The following is a 15,705-nucleotide window of genomic DNA, read 5'->3' on the forward strand; positions in this document are numbered from 1 at the left end:
TCGGTTTCGGCGAGCTCGCGGTCGTAGAAGCGACCGGGCCGGCCGACCATCAGCGTGTGCGACCAGCTGTGGTTGCCGAGCTCATGGCCCGCCCGGGCGATGCGGCGCGCGAGGTGGGGACGCTCGGCCACCTCCTGCCCGATGAGGAAGAAGGTTGCCTTGACGCCTCGGGCCTCCAGCACCGGCAGAACGGCCGCGACGCCGCGTTCGGTGGGCCCGTCATCGAAGGTGAGCGCGATGCGGGGCTGGTCCGTGGCGACCCGGCAGACGACCGAGCCGGTCAGGGTGAAGCAGTGCTGGCGGCTGATCGCCCAGACCGCCACGAGTCCCGTGGTCGCCAGGACGACGGCTGCGGCGACAGCCGCCAGGATCGGGTGTCTCCGCAGCGCCCCCATCAAGAGCGTCAGGCCGTAAGCGCCAGCGGCTGGCGGCCGGCGATGAGCTGGCCGTAGAGGCGCGCCAGGGCCTCGAAGGTGGCGTCCCAGCCGTGGCGCGTCTCGGCGCGGCGGCGGGCGGCGCGGCCCACCTCGGCCACATCGCGGGCGAAGAGGGCCTCGATGGCCTCGGCGAGGCCGCCGGGCTCGACGTTTTGGGCGGGCTGGCCCACCTGGAGGTCGATCAGTTCGCCCACGCCGCCCCGGCGCGAGCCCACGACGGGCAGGCCGGCGGCCATGGCTTCGAGCACGAAGAGGCCGAAGATCTCGTTCTCGTTGGCGTGCAGGGCCGCGTCGCACGAGGCCAGCAGGCCGGCGAGCTTCACCGGGTCGCGCTCGAAGTCGAGGCTGATGACCTGGGGCGACCAGGCCACGTCCTTGCCGGCCCCGACGAGCAGGAGCTTGTAGGGCGCGCCCAGGCGCTCGACGGCGGCGACCATGGAGTCGATGTTCTTCTCGCGGGCCGGCCGCCCGGCGAACACGAGCAGGCGCGTGTCGGGCGAGAGGCCCAGCCGCCTGAACAGTCGCGCGCGGTCGCCGCGCGCGGGGTGGAAGAGGTCGGTGTCGACGCCGAGCTGCTGGATCGACAGGCGCTGCACGCCGGCGTCGGCGAGACGGGCCGCCATGTGCCGGCTGGGCGCCACCACGTGGTCGAAGCGCTGGTAGGCCTGGGCCCAGAAGTTGAAGGTGGGCGCCTCGGCCCACTCGCCGAAGTGCAGGGCCGCCAGGGCCGCCGCGTCGGTGTGGCAGAAGCCGACGACGGGGACGCCCATCGCCTCGCCCGCCTCGAGCGCGGCGTGGCCGGGCACGAAGACGTCGCCCGCCTCGATGATCTCGGGCTCCAGCAGGCGCAGCACCGTCTCCCACTTCGTGAGATTGGCGGGCATCCGGTAGCCGTTGCCGAACGGAAGGCGCGTGGCGGCCACGGTGACCAGGCCCTCGGCCTCGACCTGCGTGCGCGCGCCGGGCACGACGAGGGTGTGGCGCACGTCGGGTCGCCGACGGGCGAGCCACGCCCGCTTGGCCATCAGGTAGCGCTTCACGCCGCCGGACTTCGGCGCGTACATCATGGTGGTGTCGATCAGGTGGAAGCCGCCGGGGCGCGCCTCGCGCAGGGATGCGGCGACGCCGGGGTCCAGCCGGATGAGGTTGGCGTACTTGGGCGCGATGGCGTCGAACACGCGGTCGTGTCTCCCCTGAACGGTCGCCTGGAGGGTCGTGGGCGAAGGCACGGGACCGCGCTTACGGCGTCGGGCCGCGGCGAGCCGGACGGGACGCTTGTCGGAAGGCCTGGCCAGGGGGACCACCCAGGAATGACACACGGGCCGGGGGTGGCCCGCCCCCCATGTCAGCGCCCACAGCGGCGCTTTCAAGGCCTTGGCGTCTCGCCGGCGCAATCATCCGAGGCCTCCACGGAACTCACCGCGTGGGCCTTAACCCGCGAGACCTGGGGAGGTTGCGGCGGAGCGCATTCCGCCGGGACGATCCGCTGCCGTGAAGACCGGGTCTGAACCCTAACGGGGGTCGTAGGCGCGGGCGACGTCCGGGCGGTCGGCGGCGGAGCGCAGGAACTCGGGCTCGCGGCGCGCCCGGGCGGCCTGCTCGAACGCGAAGCCCAGCGACAGGAGCCGCGCCTCGGACCAGGCCGGCCCGAGGAAGGAGACGCCGATCGGCAGCCCGCCGGCGTAGCCCGCCGGAACGGTGAGGTGCGGATAGCCCGACACCGCCGGCAGGCGCGACGGCGAGCCGAAGAAGCCGCCCCCGTTCACCGGGTCGACGATGGCGGGCGGCCCGCCGCTGGGCGAGACGATGGCGACCAGGTTGCTGTCGGCGAGCATCCGGTCGAGGGACTCGCGGGCAAGGCGGGCGGCGGTCGCGCGCTTCTCGCGGTGGGCGGGGTCGGTGACAGGGGGCTGGGCCTGGGCGGCCTCGAAGATCTCCTGGGCGAAGAGGGGCATCTCGCGCCCGGCCTCGGCCTTGTTGAAGGCGATCAGCGCCTCGAGTGTGCGGGCCTTCACCGCGGGCGGCGTGGTGGCGAGATAGGCGTCGAGGGCGGCCTTGAACTCGGTGCGCAGGCAGTCGCCCTCCAGCTCGGCGATCCTGGCCATGGTGGCGTCGTCGGGACCCTTGATCTCCACCAGGACCGCGCCCCGGGCCTTCAGGGTCTCGAGCGCCGCGGCGAAGACCGCGTCGGTGGCGGGCGAGCGTCCCTTCCACGGGAACCAGACGCCGATGCGGGCGCCCTTGAGGGCGTCGCGGTCGAGCGCCTTGAGGTAGTCGGCCTTGCGCGCGTCGGCCTCGCGGGTGGCCGGGTCGGCGGGATCGGAGCCGGCGATGACGCCCAGGAGCGCGGCGGCGTCGGCGACGGTGCGGGTCATGGGCCCGGCGGTGTCCTGCTCGGGCGAGATGGGCACGATGAAGGTGCGCGAGACGAGCCCCACGGTGGGCTTCAGGCCGACCACGCCGTTCATGGCCGCCGGACAGGTCACGGAGCCGTCCGTCTCGGTGCCCAGGGCGACCGCGGCGAGGCCCGCGGCGATGGCGGCGCCCGAGCCCGAGGACGAGCCGCAGGCGGTGCGGTCGAGCGAGTAGGGGTTGCGCACCAGCCCGCCCACGGCGCTCCAGCCGCTGATCGAGCGGGTGGAGCGGAAGTTCGCCCATTCGGACAGGTTGGTCTTGCCGAGGATCACCGCGCCCGCGTCGGTGAGCCGCTTCACGATGGGGGCATCCCGCCCGGAGACGTTGCCGACCAGGGCCAGCGAGCCGGCCGTGGTGGGCGCGCCGTCGGACGACTCGATGTTGTCCTTGAGCAGCACGGGCACGCCGTGGAGCGGCCCGCGGACCTGGCCCGCCCGGCGTTCGGCGTCGCGCCGGCGGGCGTCGGCCACGGCGTTGGCGTTGACGGCCAGCACGGCGTTGAGCTTGGGGCCGGCGCGGTCGATGCGCTCGATCCGCTCGAGGTAGGCGCGGACCAGCTGCTCGGAGGTGACGCGGCCGTCCGCCATGGCCGCCTGCTGCTCGCCGGCCGAGGCGTAGGGGCTGATGGACTGGGCGTGCCCGTGGGTCCCGGCCATCACGGCGGCGGCCGCGGCCAATGCGCTGGCAAGCCTGGTCATGCGAACCTCCCCCTGGACTGCCGACCCTTGTAGCGCGTCGGCGCGGCCGGGGAAGGCGGCTCAGGAACTCCAGGGCGCCAGGAAGCCCCAGCGCAGCAGCAGGGCCGCCAGGGCGAGCCCGATGACGGCCGTGAGCGTGGTGGCGGCCTTGCGGCGCAGGCCCCAGCCCTCTTCGCGCCAGGCGAGCGCGACGGCCGGCGCGGCCGCGAGCGAGACCAGCGCGGCGACGAGCGCCAGCGTCGAGGCCGCGATCAGCGTGGGGCTGGGCCAGCCGAAGACGATCTGCGCCGGATCCGCCGCGCCCTGCAGGAACGACGCGAGCGTGCCGAGCGCGCCCAGCCAGGCGAGCGCCTGGACCACCTGGGCGCGGCCGGCGAGGCGCTGCCAGCGCCCGGCCGGCGCCTGGCGGGCGCGATAGCCGAGGCCGAGCAGCGTCAGGACGCTGGCGAGCGTCGCGAGGACGGTGAGCAGCGCGAGCGGACCGGGCGCGTCCAGGGGACCCACCCGCTGCAGCGTCGCCGCCCCCAGGGGCGCCTCGACCACGCCGCCGCGCCGGGTGAACTGCAGCGGGGCGCCGTCGGCGAGCGAGGCGAAGCGGCCCTGCGCCGGATCGCCCACGGGCGCGAAGGCGCCGGCGGCCGACAGTCCGCCGAGGGTCAGGTAACCCTCGCTGGTGACGCCCACGTCCGCGCCGAAGGCGATGCGGTGCACGAACCCCTCGAGGCCGCCATAGGCCCGGCGCGTCGGCAGGTAGCGCCCGACGTAGCGGTCGGCGACCGCGGCGAGGCGGGGGTCGGGCGGCGGCGGGAACGGCTGGGGCGCCGTGTAGAAGCGGCGCACGATGGCGGGCAGCAGCTCGCCCTGCAGCCGGCCCCCGGTGTCGGTGTTGGTGGAGATGAACACCCCCAGGCGCAGCGCCGGCACGACCGCCATGTCCGAGAAGAACGACATGGTGCCGCCGTTGTGGCCGTAGCCCATGAACCCGCCGGGGAGGGGGCGGTCGAAGAAGCCGTGCCGGATCGCGCGGCCCGCGGGGGCCGGGAAGCTCGCGGTGTGGAACGCCCGCGCGGCCGCCGGGCCGTAGATGCGCCGGCCGTCGAATTCGCCGTCGTTCAGCAGCATCAGCATGTAGCGCGCCATGTCGCCGGCCGTGGAGGAGGCCGAGCCGGCGGGGGCGATCTGGCCGATGTACTCGTACGGCCGCTGTTCCAGGGTCACGCCGTTCCAGTGGAAGGCGCGCGAGGCGTCCGCCGCCATCGTCCCGGACATCGGCAGCGGCAGGCCGGCCTGCGGCGCCCGGGGCTCGCGGAAGGTGGTGCGGGTCATGCCGAGCGGCTCGGTGATGGTGGACTCCACCAGCTCCTCGAAGGGCCGTCCGGTGGCGTGGGACACCGCCGCCCCGGCCAGCGCGGCCCCGTAGTTGGAATAGCTGGCCAGCATGCCGGGCGGGCGCACCTGCCGCGGGCGCTCCTCAGCCAGCCAGGCGTCGAGGGCCCGCACCTGCGAGGGCTCGCGCTCGAACAGCACGCCGAACACGTGGTCCTCGAAGCCGGGGGCGTGGTTCATGAGGTCGAGGACCCGGATCGGGCGGCCGAAGGCCCCGTTCCCGGTCCGCAGCGACGCCGGCAGGTAGGCGTCGACCGGGGCGTCCAGGCGCATGCGGCCGGCCTCCACCTGTCGCATGATCGAGATCCAGGTGAAGGTCTTGGAGATCGAGCCGATGCGGAACAGCGTGCGGTCGGGGTCGACGGCCTGCCGGGGCCTCAGGCTGGCGACGCCGTAGCCCTTCTTGAAGACGACCTGCCCGTCCTGGACCACCGAAACGGTGACGCCGGCGATATGCTCGGCCCGCATCGCCTGCTCGACCGTGGCGTCGACGAAGGCGGCGAGCTCCGCGGGCGGTATGGGCTGGGCGGCGGTCAGCGGGATCGCGCCGGGGGCCGGCTGCGCCGGGGCGGCGACGGGGACGAGCGCTGCGGCCAGGACCGCGAGGACGCAGGCCAGGGCGCGGACCGATGCCTTCATTTTCGCCTCCCGATAATATACCATGAGTATATTATGAGCGCGACGGCGACAAGGGCGCGGGCCAGGCCCCGGGGGGACAAGCGGGCGCGGACCCGGGCGCGGCTGATCGAGGCCACGCTGGCCCTGGCGGCCGAGCGGGGGCTGGCCGGGGCGACGCTGGACGCCATCGCGGCGCGGGCGGGCATGACCAAGGGCGCGATCTATTCGAACTTCGCCAGCCGCGCCGACCTGCTGGTGGCGGCCCGCGCCTCGAAGGCGATCACCCTGATCGGCCCCGCTGACGACGAGCCCGCGACGCTCGCCACGCTGGCCGACCGGCTGGTCGAGGTGATCGAGCGCGCGCGGCCCGAGGGGCGCTTCCTGGGCGAGTACCTGGCGCACGCCCTGGCCGACCCGGAGCTGGGCGCCCGGGTGGCCGGCGACTACGAACGCCAGTTCCGCGAGGCCGGAGAAGCCATGGCGCGCGCGTATGGCGAAGAGTTCGGCGTTCCGACCGCGGAGATTCCCGTGATCGTCCAGTCCCTGGCCCTGGGCTTCCTCTATCAGTCGCTGCTGACGCCCCGGGCCGTCACGCGCGAGACGGTGCTGGCGGCCTTCGAGGCCCTGGGGCGGGGGATCCGGCCGGTCAGCCGGCGCTGAGCGGGCGCCTGCGCAGCGCGGCGCCGGTCATGCCGAAGCCGGCGATCATCAGGGCCCAGGCCGCCGGCTCCGGGACCGCCGCGGAGACGCTGACGTTGTCCACGACCGAGTCGATGTCGTTGGTGACCGCGTCGACATTCTGGAAGGCGAGGCGGGTCACGGCGCCGCCGGCGGTGAACGCCAGGGTGTAGGTGGTGAAGCCGCTGTCGAGGTCGCCGCTGCTCGCCACCCGATAGTCGCCGGACGCCAGCGTGGCGGCCCCCACGACGTCCTCGAGGCTGACGTGCATGGACTGGAAGCCCGCCACGCCGAAGGCCGCGAGGTCGAAGCTGACGAGGTAGGCGCGGCCGGCCACGGTGGCGAAGCTCTGGGCGAGGTACGAGCCGGCGTTGGGGCTGTCGCCGGCGCCGAAGGTGGCGAAGTGGTTGGCCTTGGCCGCCGGCGAGCCGGTCGTGCCGCAGCAGGCGGTGTAGGCGGCGCCGTCGGTGACGAAGAGGTTGGGCGCGTTCAGCGGCCCGCCGATCACGGCCGCGGAGTCCGTCCAGCCCGGCGGCAGCGCATAGGGAGCGTAGGGCGCCTCGAAGTCGCCGTTCGCCAGGATCGCGCCGCTCGCGCCCGTAGCGCTCGCCAGACACGCGGCCCCCGCCACGACCGCCCACACCTTGACCATCACGCCCTCCGAACTGTCGCCCCAGCCTGGCCCGCCTGCGCGTGTGCGGGGAGGTGCATCGGCAGGCGCCGCGATGCACGGAGGGGGCAGCCGCAGCCTGATCCTCGCCGCGGCCTGATCCTCGCCGCAGTCTGGGCTCAGGCGGCCTGGTCCCAGCCGGCCAGCGCGCCGAGCTGGCGCAGGCGGGTGAAAAGCCGCTGCACGTTGCCGAGGTTCTCGGTGACGATCTCCTGCAGCAGCGGGTGCTTCTCCGCGGGCAGCGCCGCGACGAGCCCGTTGGGCCTGCGCACGCAGAAGCCCGCCGCCTCGAGCTGCAGGGCGTGGCGGCGCGCCGTCTCGGGCGAGTAGCGCAGGGCCCGGGCGAGATGGCCGATGCGGACCGGCTCCCCCTCCGCGGTCGGGTCGGTGACCCAGGCGGTGAACGCCCGGGCGTCCAGATGCCGGGTGTTCAGGTGCGCCAGCTGCAGCAGGAGGAGCCCCGTGACGGGGTCGGCGGTGAGGTCGTTGAAGGCCTCGACCACCCGCATCATGTAGACGGCGACGGCCCGGTTGGTGATGCGGACCGGCGGGTCCGGGCTCGCGGCCGCCGCGGGTTCGGCGGGCAGGGCGGACGCGGGCAGGGCGGACGCGGGCAGGGCGCCGATGGCGCGCAGCTCGCCGTAGAACCGCTCCAGGCGCGCATGCCGCCCGAAGATCGTGGCCAGGAACTCCGGGGTGCTGATCGACGCCGCCGGCGCATAGACGCCCCGGGCGGTGACCACCAGGTCTCCCGCCGCCGCCATCCGCATGATCCGGCGGCGGGCCGTCTCGAACGGGAGGCGGAGCGACTGGGCGACGGCGTTGATGCTGACGGGCCGGCGGAGGTCGTCCGGCGCCACCGTGTCGAGCCGGGCGTAGGTGTCGGCGAGCGCCGGATCGCGGTTGATCGGGTCGAGGTTGGCGACGAGGACCGCGCCGAACAGCAGCGCGTCCAGCACGTCGCGCTGCCGCCCGAGCGCGATCAGGTCGAGGAAGAACACCAGGGACAGGTGCGCCACCTGCCAGGCGACCGGGTCCGGCGACGCGGCCGGCGCCGCGGGTCGCGCGATCGGGCGCGGCGCGCTCATCATGGGCGCCTCGGGGGCAGGCTCTTGACGAGTTCGACCACGGCGGCGTCGAGCTGGCTGTCCCGCCCGGCGAGGGTCTCGCCCAGGGCGCGCTCGACGCGGATGTCCACCGGCCGCGGGTTCATCTCCATGTCCTTGCCGTCGGCGCCCTGGATCCGCACCGAGGGCGTGCGCAGGTTCGAGCCGTCGATGAGCTGTTCGCCGCCGGTGTAGATGATCCAGCCGGAGGTGGGCGTGCCGACGACCTTGCCGAGCCCCAGGGCGCGGTAGCCCTCGGTGAAGTCCTCGGCGTCGGACAGCGAGCTCTCGTTGGTGACGAGGATGGTGGGCAGGCCCAGCGCCCGCTGGCCCAGGCTCTGGCGGCTGGGCAGGGCGAAGAGCCCGCGCGGCGTCATGGTCAGGAAGTTCTTCCGCGAGAAGACGTCCAGAACGTAGCCGTTGATGAAGCCGCCGTTGTTGTTGCGGACGTCGATGACGACGCCCTCCTTGGCCTGGTTCTGGGCGTCGAGGTCGATGTAGAGCTGGTCGAGGCTGTCCGAGCTCATGTCCAGGATGTGGACGTAGCCCAGCCGGCCGCCGCTGGCCTTCTCCACGTAGGCGCGGCGGTCCTTCACCCAGTGTCGGTAGAGCAGGCCGCGGCCCACCGCGGGCGTCACGGGCCGCACGACGGCCCGGCGCGCCGTCCCGCCGGTGGTGACCGTGAGGACCGTCCGCTTGCCCGCGCGGTCGAGCAGCAGGGCGTCCAGGTTGACCCCCGGCCCGACGGGGCGGCCGTCCACGGCGGTGAGCACGTCGCCCGGCCGGATGGTGCCCTCGATGTCGGCGGGACCGAGCCCGATCACCTCGCGGACGACCAGGCCGCGGCCGGCCTCGTAGGCTTCGCGGTCGAAGCGCAGGCCCAGGTCGCCCACCCGGTCGGGCGGCGCGGCGCCGAAGCCCTCGGTCGGGCGGTTGATCCCGGTGTGCGAGGCGTTGAGCTCGCCGATCATCAGGTTGATCACGCGGCGCAGCTCGTCCGAGGTCTGGGCCCCCTGGGCGAACGGCTCGAAGCGCTCGCGCAGGGCCGCCCAGTCCTTGCCGTTGAAGTTCTCGTCGAAGAACGTGGCGTTGAGGATCGACCAGGCCTGGTCGAACACCACCTGCTTCTCGGCCTCGAAGCGGACGACCATCTCGGCGGTGACGTCGATGACGCGCGGCCGCGGCGTCTCGAGGGTCGCCACCGTCACCCGTCCGTTGTCGAGGTAGTACAGCTCCTTGGAGTTCGGGCTGAAGCTGTAGTCCCACTTGGCGCGGCGGCCGCCCGAGACCTGGACCGGAGCCGGCGGGTCGCGCTCCAGCTCGTCGAGGGAGTAGCGGAAGAGGTTCTGCTGGTCGCCCTGGCGCGCGCGGTAGACCAGGGTCTTGCCGTCGGGGCTGATGACGGGATCGTCCACCGAGCCGCCGAGCGGCAGGAAGGTGGCGCGTTCGCGCAGGCCCTCGAAGACGATGCGGACGGGCTCCACCTTGGGCCTGGCGACGGGCTTTTCGTCCTTCGACTCTTCCGGCGGCCTGGGCGGATCGTCGGTGGCCGGCGGCTGGGCGGCGGCGGGGTCGCGGTCGGGCTCCTGCCGCGGCGGGCCGCCGGGCGGCGCGGGCTTGAACAGGTCCTGGAAGGCGTCCTCGCGGTACTTGGGGATCCGCGGCTGCAGGTCGACGCGCACCATGCGGATCGGCTCGCTCCGCTGCGAGGTGTCGAAGACGATGTAGCGGCCGTCGGGGGACCAGGCGATCTGGTCGCCGGTGTTCCCGTTGGCCAGGAAGCTCACCGGCCGCGCCTCGCCGCCCGTCGCCGGGACGACCCAGACGTTGCGGAACGAGCGCCGGTCGGTGACCGCGAAGGCCAGCCACTTGGAGTCGGGCGACCAGGAGGGCCGGACGCCGTCGTTGCGGTCCAGCGCGCCGTCGTACACGGCCACGTCGCGGGCGATGCGGCCGTCGGGGCCGAAGGTGATGACCCGCAGCTGGTTGAGGCCGTGGAAGTAGGCCAGCGACTTGCCGTCGGGCGCATAGGCCGGGCCCGCGTCGAACGCCCGCGGCTCGCTGAGCGGCCGGGTGCGCTGGGTGGTGAAGTCGTACTCCATGACCCGGCTCTGGCGGCCGGTCTGGGACACGAAGGCGAGCTTGCGGGAGTCGGGCGACCAGGCGAGGTCGGTCTCGGCCCCGGCGGTCTCGGTGAGACGCTGGGCGGCGCCGCCGTCCTTGGTGGGCGCGGCGAAGACCTCGCCGTGCATGATCACCGCGAGCTTCCGGGCGTCGGGGGCGACGGCGAGGTTGCGGAAGCTGGTCTCGACCAGGCGCCGCTCGCCGCCGGCGGCCGGAGCCCCCCGCAGCGTGATGGGCACGCGCGCCGCCTGTCCGCTGGCGGTGTCGAGGCGCCAGATCTCGAACTCGCGTTCGAAGACGATGGCGCGGCCGTCGTAGGCGATGGAGGGAAAGAGGACGCGGCCCGCCGTGAAGTTCGTCACCCGCTGGGGCCGGGCCTGCGGCTCGAGGCCCAGGCGCCAGAGGTTCTCGGCGCCGCCCTCGTCGCTCATGAAGTAGAGCGCCGCGCCGTCGGCGGCCCACATGGGCCACAGGCGTTTGGACGTCGCGCCCAGCAGACGGCGGTAGGGCGCGTCGGCGGCGATCGGCTTCAGCCAGAGCTCGGCCTGGTCGATGTGGCTCGCGCCGTTGCGCCACCACTGGTTCGACGAGATCCCCTTGGCCATCAGCGCGATCGCCTTGCCGTCGGGAGACGGCGCGGCGTGGAACTCGCTGAGGTAGCGCTCGCGGCTCACTTCCAGCGGGGTCCCGCCCGAGGCGGCGACCCGCCAGACGTCGTTCAGCCGCGCGACGTCGCCGGCGCCGGACGAGAAGTAGATCCAGCGGCCGTCGCGGGACCACCCGTCGAGCTGCTCGCCGGTGTCGGAGAAGGTGAGACGCCGGATGCGGCCGGTGGCGAGGGTCAGCACATAGACGTTGGCCGCGCCGCCCCGGTTGGAGGTGAAGGCCAGCTCGCGGCCGTCGGGCGAGAAGAGGGGCCGGCCCTCGGTCGCCGCGTCGGTGACCAGCAGGCTCGCCACGCCCCCCGCCGCCGGCGCGGTCCAGATGTCGCCGCCCGAGACGAAGGCGATCTCGCGCCCGTCGGGGGAGAGGGCCGGCTCGGCCAGCGTCGGCCGGGGCGCGGCGTGGGCGGCCGCCGAAAGGACGGCGGCCAGCACGAGGGCGAAAAGGCCAGATCTACGGGGGAACATCCACGCTCCAGCTGAACTGGCGCCATTTTCTAAGGGCCGGGCCCGCGTCGCGCCAGTGCATGTCGCCGCCCTGCGCCTGACGCGATCCCGCCCCGCCCTGCCGGCGATATGGGCGCCCCCCGGGCCGGGACCTCCCCTGGTCAGGGGAGAAAACACCGAAGGCGTTCGGACGACTTGACCGAACATTGATCCGCCAGCAGATCGGCCGTCAACACCGGGTGACACCGCAGAGCTTCGCACCGTGACCAAGGGAACCGCAAAGGCGCTGGCCACACTCCGGCACATGTCGGCGGTGGGCCTTCCGGCGGGGCAGGTCTTCCGATCGGTGGCGCAGTGCCTGCGCGAGCTGGCGGCCTTCGACAGCGCGACCCTGGTGCTCTACGACGACGCCATCCAGGTCACGGACGCCTTCCTGACCCACGACGTGCGGCTGCCGATCGCGCAGCGCTACTTCGACCGCTGGTTCAACCGCGAGGAGGGCCGGTACTTCCCGACGCACGCCCAGGCGGCGCGGGGCGCCGCCGCCGACGTGTTCCGCGCCAGCGACTTCAGCGGCGCCCTATGGGACACCGAACTCTACGACGAGGTCTTCCAGCACCTGGGCTTCTACCGGATGGCGTCGGTCATGCTGCGGGTCGGCGACCGCGCGGTGGGCAATCTCTCGGTCGGGCGTCCCTCCGGCGGACGCGACTTCAACCCGCTGGAGCTGCGTCGCCTGAACCACGCCGCGCAACTGGCCGCGCTCGCGCTCAGCTCGCACGAACCCGCGGACGCGGAGGCGGAGACCGAGGCCCTCGAGACGTTCGAGAGCGCGTTCCTCGTGATGGCGGGCGACGGCGGCGTGCAGAGCCTGTCGCTGAACGCCGTGCGGCTGCTGCGCTGGGCGGCCCTGACGCCGCAGGAGCACGAGGCGGGGGTGATCCAGGCCTGTCTCACCAGCCCGGACCGGGAGCAGCACACGTTCCTGTGGGCGCGTCCGCTGCTGCAGGAGCTGGCGCGCCGGCTGATCGCGGCGGAAGCCGGCCGGCCGGGCCCGGCCCCGGTCCTGCGCCGGCGCACGCGCTACGGCGAGATGGTCATGCGCGCCTTCGTCATGCAGCACGGCGGCGTCGCCGGACCGGAGCTGATCGGCGTCGAGATCAAGCGGCGGACCCCGCTGGAGGCCCGCCTCTTCGCCTCGCCCACGTTCCGCAACCTCACGCCCCAGGAACAGGTGGTCTGCCGCCGGCTCCTCCGGGGCGCCAGCCAGCCCGAGATCGCGCGCGAGATGTCGCTGTCGCCGCACACCGTGGTCTCGCATGTGCGGAACCTCTACCGGGAGTGCGGCGTCTCCAGCCGCGAGGACCTGAAGGCGACTATCCTGCAACGCCAGGACCCGTGAGGGTCCGCCGCCGCCGCAGCCCCGCCCCGGCGGTGAAGAAGCCGCCGAGCATGAGCGCCCAGGTCGCGGGTTCCGGAACCGCCCCCGGCGTGTCGGGAAGCACGGGCTCGAAGGGCAGTCCGAGGCCTTCGCTGAAGATCAGCTGGGCGCCCTCGGGCCGTTCGAAGTCGGGATCGAAGGCGAAGGTCGGGTCGGCGAAGGCCGAGAAGAAGCTGTTGGAGCCCTCGGTGCGGCCGTTGGCGTAGAGGCGCACGGTGTAGGTGGTGTTCGCCTCGATCTCGATCTGCCTCAGGCCGGTCTGGAAGAACACGTTGCCGATGCACCCCGTGCAGGCGTGGGCGTCGGCCAGGCTGTAGTTGCCCTTGCTGCTGAACATCTGGACCGAGGCGAACGCGTGGTAGTTGCCGCTGCCGCCCACGACGGCGGCGGAGTCGACGGTCAGGTGGACCTTGCCCGGCCCGCCGGTCAGCACGGTCATGTAGTAGGTGACCATGGCGTCGGCGCCGAGGAAGTCGCCGGTCGCGGTGGTGGCGCCGGTCACGTCGGCGCGCAGGGCGGGCGTGATCTCGGTCTTGGCGAAGACCGAGCCCCCGAAATAGGTGTGGCTCGTGGACACGGGCATGCCGCCCTTCTCGGCCTTGAACGCGCCTTCGAGGCCGTAGCTGAGATTGGCGTTGAACTTGGGGCCCGGCAGGTAGGCCGCGGCGTGGGCGGACGACGCGGCGGCGGTCAGCGCCGCGGCGACGGCCAGGACGGATAGGCGAGACATAGGCACCCCTTGGTGAAACAACACCGGAGCAGGGTGCGAACGGGGCATGATGAACGCCATCCCCCGCCCAAGTGAGAAAGAACTCGCCCCTTGCGGGAGCGCGCCGTCAATCCTTGGCGCGTTCCAGGTAGCTGCCGTCTTCGGTCAGCACGACGACCTTGGTGCCGGGACCGATGTAGGGCGGGATCATCACCCGCAGGCCGTTCGAGAGCACGGCGGGCTTGTACGACGACGAGGCGGTCTGGCCCTTCACCGACGGCTCGGTGTCGACGATCTCGAACACGGCGGTCCGCGGGAGCTCGATGGCGATCGGCACGCCCTCGTGCGTCGAGAGCTTCACGGTGCAGCCGTCGGTGAGATAGGGCGCGGCGTCGCCGATCATCTCCTCGGAGGCGACCACCTGGTCGTAGGTCTCGGGGTTCATGAAGTGGAACCCTTCGCCGTCCTGGTAGAGGAAGGTGTAGTCCCGGTCGTCGACGATGGCGCGCTCGACCGTCTCGGTCGTGCGGTAGCGCTCGCTGATCTTCACCCCGTCCGAGATGCGCCGCATGTTGAGCTGGGTCACCGGCGTGCCCTTGCCGGGATGGATGTTCTCGGCGCTGAGAACCACGTAGAGCTTGCCCTCGAGATCGACGACGTTGCCCTTGCGCAGCGAGCTGGCGGAAACCTTCACGTGCAGTCCTTCTGGCAGGCAGCGGAAGGCCCCCGGCGATTCCGCTGACGAAATGCGTTGGGCGCCCCTATAGCGATGTACGGCGAAATCTCCACCCCAAAGCCCAGCCCCAGCCTGTGACGCAAGCGCCCGAAACGCCCTGGTGGGATCCGAGGAAGCGCCCCGACCGCGCGCCGTTCCTGGCCGCGCGCGGGCGGATCATCCGCGCCGTCCGGGCGTGGGCCGACCGGGAGGGCCTGACCGAGGTGGAGGCGGCGGCGCTGCAGGTCTCGCCGGGCAACGAGGCCCACCTGCACGCCTTCGCCACCGAGGCGGTGACCACCGCGGGCGAGCGGCGGCCGCTCTACCTGCACACCTCGCCCGAGTTCGCGTGCAAGAAGCTGCTGGCCTCGGGCGAGACGGCGATCTTCACCCTGGGCAAGGTGTGGCGGAACCGCGAGCGGGGGCCGCTGCACCACCCGGAGTTCACGATGCTGGAGTGGTACCGGGCGCACCAGCCGTACGAGGCGATCATGGCCGACTGCGCGGCGCTGCTGGCGGCCGCGGCCGAGGCGGCGGAGGCCGACGTGCTGCGCTGGCGGGGACGCGAGGCCAACCCGTTCCTCGAGCCCGAGCGGCTGACGGTGGCCGAGGCGTTCGAGCGCCACGCCGACATCGGCCTGCTGTCGGTGCTGAACGACCGGCCGGCGCTGGCCGAGGACGCGCGCCGGGCAGGGGTCCGCGTGGCGCAGGACGACACCTGGGCCGACATCTTCAGCCGCGTCATCGTGGAGAAGATCGAGCCGAACCTGGGGCACGGCCGGGCCGCCATCCTCTACGAGTACCCGGCGTCCGAGGCGGCGCTGGCGCGGCCGAAGGCGGGGGACCGGCGGGTGGCCGAGCGGTTCGAGCTCTACGCCTGCGGGGTGGAGCTGGCCAACTGCTTCGGCGAGCTGACCGACGCGGTGGAACAGCGGCGGCGGTTCGAGGTGGAGATGGAGGAGAAGGCGGCGATCTACGGCGAGCGCTACCCGATCGACGAGGACTTCCTGGCGGCGCTGGCCCGGATGCCGCCGGCCAGCGGCGGGGCGCTGGGGTTCGACCGGCTGGTGATGCTGGCCACGGGCGCGTCCCGCATCGAGCAGGTGCTGTGGACGCCCGTGGCGTGAGCGTGCTGGTGCGGCGCGCCAGGGCCGAGGACGCCCCGGCGCTGCGGGCGATCCTGCAGGACACGCTGGAGAGCACCTGGCTGCCGCAGCTGAGCCCGGAGGCGGCCGCCGAGGCCAGGCGCGGCGTGCGGCCGGCCGCCTATGTCGCCGAGCGCGGGCGGCTGTTCCGGGTGGCGGAAGCGGACGGCGAGGTCGTGGGGCTGGTCGACTGGGACGGCGACTTCGTCAACGCCCTGCACGTGCGGGGCAGCCACGCGGGCCGCGGGATCGGCGGGCGGCTGATGGACGTGGCCGAGGCCGGGATCGCGGCGGCCGGCTTCGCCGCGGCCCGCCTGGAGACCGACACCTTCAACGTGCGCAGCCAGGCCTTCTACGCGAAGCGCGGCTACGTCGAGGCGGACCGGTATCCCGACACCGAGTGGAACAGCGGCCTGACGACGCTGCTGCTGGTGAAGCGGCTGGTCTGAGGGAT

General features: G+C 73.2%; 13 protein-coding genes. 4 read left to right on the forward strand and 9 right to left on the reverse strand.

Annotated features, from left to right (window positions below; genetic code table 11):
- The 4 genes from JNK30_RS03235 to JNK30_RS03250 form a co-directional block, all read right to left on the reverse strand.
- On the reverse strand, window positions 1–395 hold a 395-nt coding region (locus tag JNK30_RS03235; RefSeq protein WP_293480132.1), incomplete at its 3' end, for a polysaccharide deacetylase family protein.
- A gap of 8 nt (window positions 396–403) precedes the next feature.
- Entirely contained in the window at window positions 404–1,615 is a 1,212-nt protein-coding gene (locus JNK30_RS03240) for a glycosyltransferase (RefSeq protein WP_367118724.1), read from the reverse strand.
- Between the two features lie 333 nt (window positions 1,616–1,948).
- Window positions 1,949–3,550, reverse strand: coding sequence for an amidase (locus JNK30_RS03245; RefSeq protein ID WP_293480134.1), 1,602 nt, complete (start codon window positions 3,548–3,550; stop codon window positions 1,949–1,951).
- Window positions 3,551–3,610: 60 nt separating this feature from the next.
- Entirely contained in the window at window positions 3,611–5,575 is a 1,965-nt protein-coding gene (locus JNK30_RS03250) for a serine hydrolase (protein WP_293480136.1), read from the reverse strand.
- A 33-nt stretch (window positions 5,576–5,608) separates the two neighbouring features.
- On the opposite strand from JNK30_RS03250, the gene JNK30_RS03255 reads away from it, so the two are divergent.
- Window positions 5,609–6,214, forward strand: a complete 606-nt coding sequence (locus tag JNK30_RS03255; protein ID WP_293480138.1) for a TetR/AcrR family transcriptional regulator — start codon at window positions 5,609–5,611, stop codon at window positions 6,212–6,214.
- Here JNK30_RS03255 and JNK30_RS03260 read toward each other — a convergent pair.
- The 3 genes from JNK30_RS03260 to JNK30_RS03270 all read right to left on the reverse strand — a co-directional run bounded on the left by JNK30_RS03260 (window position 6,201) and on the right by JNK30_RS03270 (window position 11,262).
- Window positions 6,201–6,884, reverse strand: coding sequence for a PEPxxWA-CTERM sorting domain-containing protein (locus JNK30_RS03260; RefSeq protein ID WP_293480140.1), 684 nt, complete (start codon window positions 6,882–6,884; stop codon window positions 6,201–6,203). The two genes, JNK30_RS03255 and JNK30_RS03260, sit on opposite strands and share 14 nt — an antisense overlap.
- 137 nt (window positions 6,885–7,021) lie before the next feature.
- Window positions 7,022–7,993, reverse strand: a complete 972-nt coding sequence (locus JNK30_RS03265) for a hypothetical protein (RefSeq protein ID WP_293480142.1) — start codon at window positions 7,991–7,993, stop codon at window positions 7,022–7,024.
- A complete protein-coding gene (locus JNK30_RS03270; protein ID WP_293480144.1) occupies window positions 7,990–11,262 on the reverse strand; it encodes a S41 family peptidase in 3,273 nt (1,090 codons plus the stop codon). Before JNK30_RS03270 ends, JNK30_RS03265 begins: the two co-directional genes overlap by 4 nt.
- Before the next feature lie 241 nt (window positions 11,263–11,503).
- Here JNK30_RS03270 and JNK30_RS03275 point away from each other — a divergent pair, with 241 nt between their 5' ends.
- A complete protein-coding gene (locus tag JNK30_RS03275; RefSeq protein ID WP_293480146.1) occupies window positions 11,504–12,643 on the forward strand; it encodes a helix-turn-helix transcriptional regulator in 1,140 nt (379 codons plus the stop codon).
- Here the strand turns inward: JNK30_RS03275 and JNK30_RS03280 are convergent.
- Both JNK30_RS03280 and efp read right to left on the reverse strand, forming a co-directional pair.
- Window positions 12,618–13,412, reverse strand: coding sequence for a PEPxxWA-CTERM sorting domain-containing protein (locus JNK30_RS03280; protein ID WP_293480148.1), 795 nt, complete (start codon window positions 13,410–13,412; stop codon window positions 12,618–12,620). The two genes, JNK30_RS03275 and JNK30_RS03280, sit on opposite strands and share 26 nt — an antisense overlap.
- Before the next feature lie 106 nt (window positions 13,413–13,518).
- Window positions 13,519–14,085: an elongation factor P gene (gene efp, locus JNK30_RS03285; protein WP_293480150.1), complete on the reverse strand. Its 567-nt coding sequence runs from the start codon at window positions 14,083–14,085 to the stop codon at window positions 13,519–13,521.
- A 116-nt stretch (window positions 14,086–14,201) separates the two neighbouring features.
- Between efp and epmA the strand changes: the two genes are divergently transcribed.
- Window positions 14,202–15,233, forward strand: a complete 1,032-nt coding sequence (gene epmA / locus JNK30_RS03290) for an EF-P lysine aminoacylase EpmA (RefSeq protein WP_293480152.1) — start codon at window positions 14,202–14,204, stop codon at window positions 15,231–15,233.
- Complete coding sequence (locus tag JNK30_RS03295) at window positions 15,215–15,700, forward strand: GNAT family N-acetyltransferase (protein WP_293480154.1); 486 nt, start codon at window positions 15,215–15,217, stop codon at window positions 15,698–15,700. The genes epmA and JNK30_RS03295 overlap by 19 nt, the downstream gene beginning before the upstream one ends.
- The last annotated feature ends 5 nt before the right edge of the window (window positions 15,701–15,705 follow it).

The organism is Phenylobacterium sp., from assembly GCF_016793225.1.
In the GTDB taxonomy this organism is placed as follows: Bacteria; Pseudomonadota; Alphaproteobacteria; order Caulobacterales; family Caulobacteraceae; genus Phenylobacterium.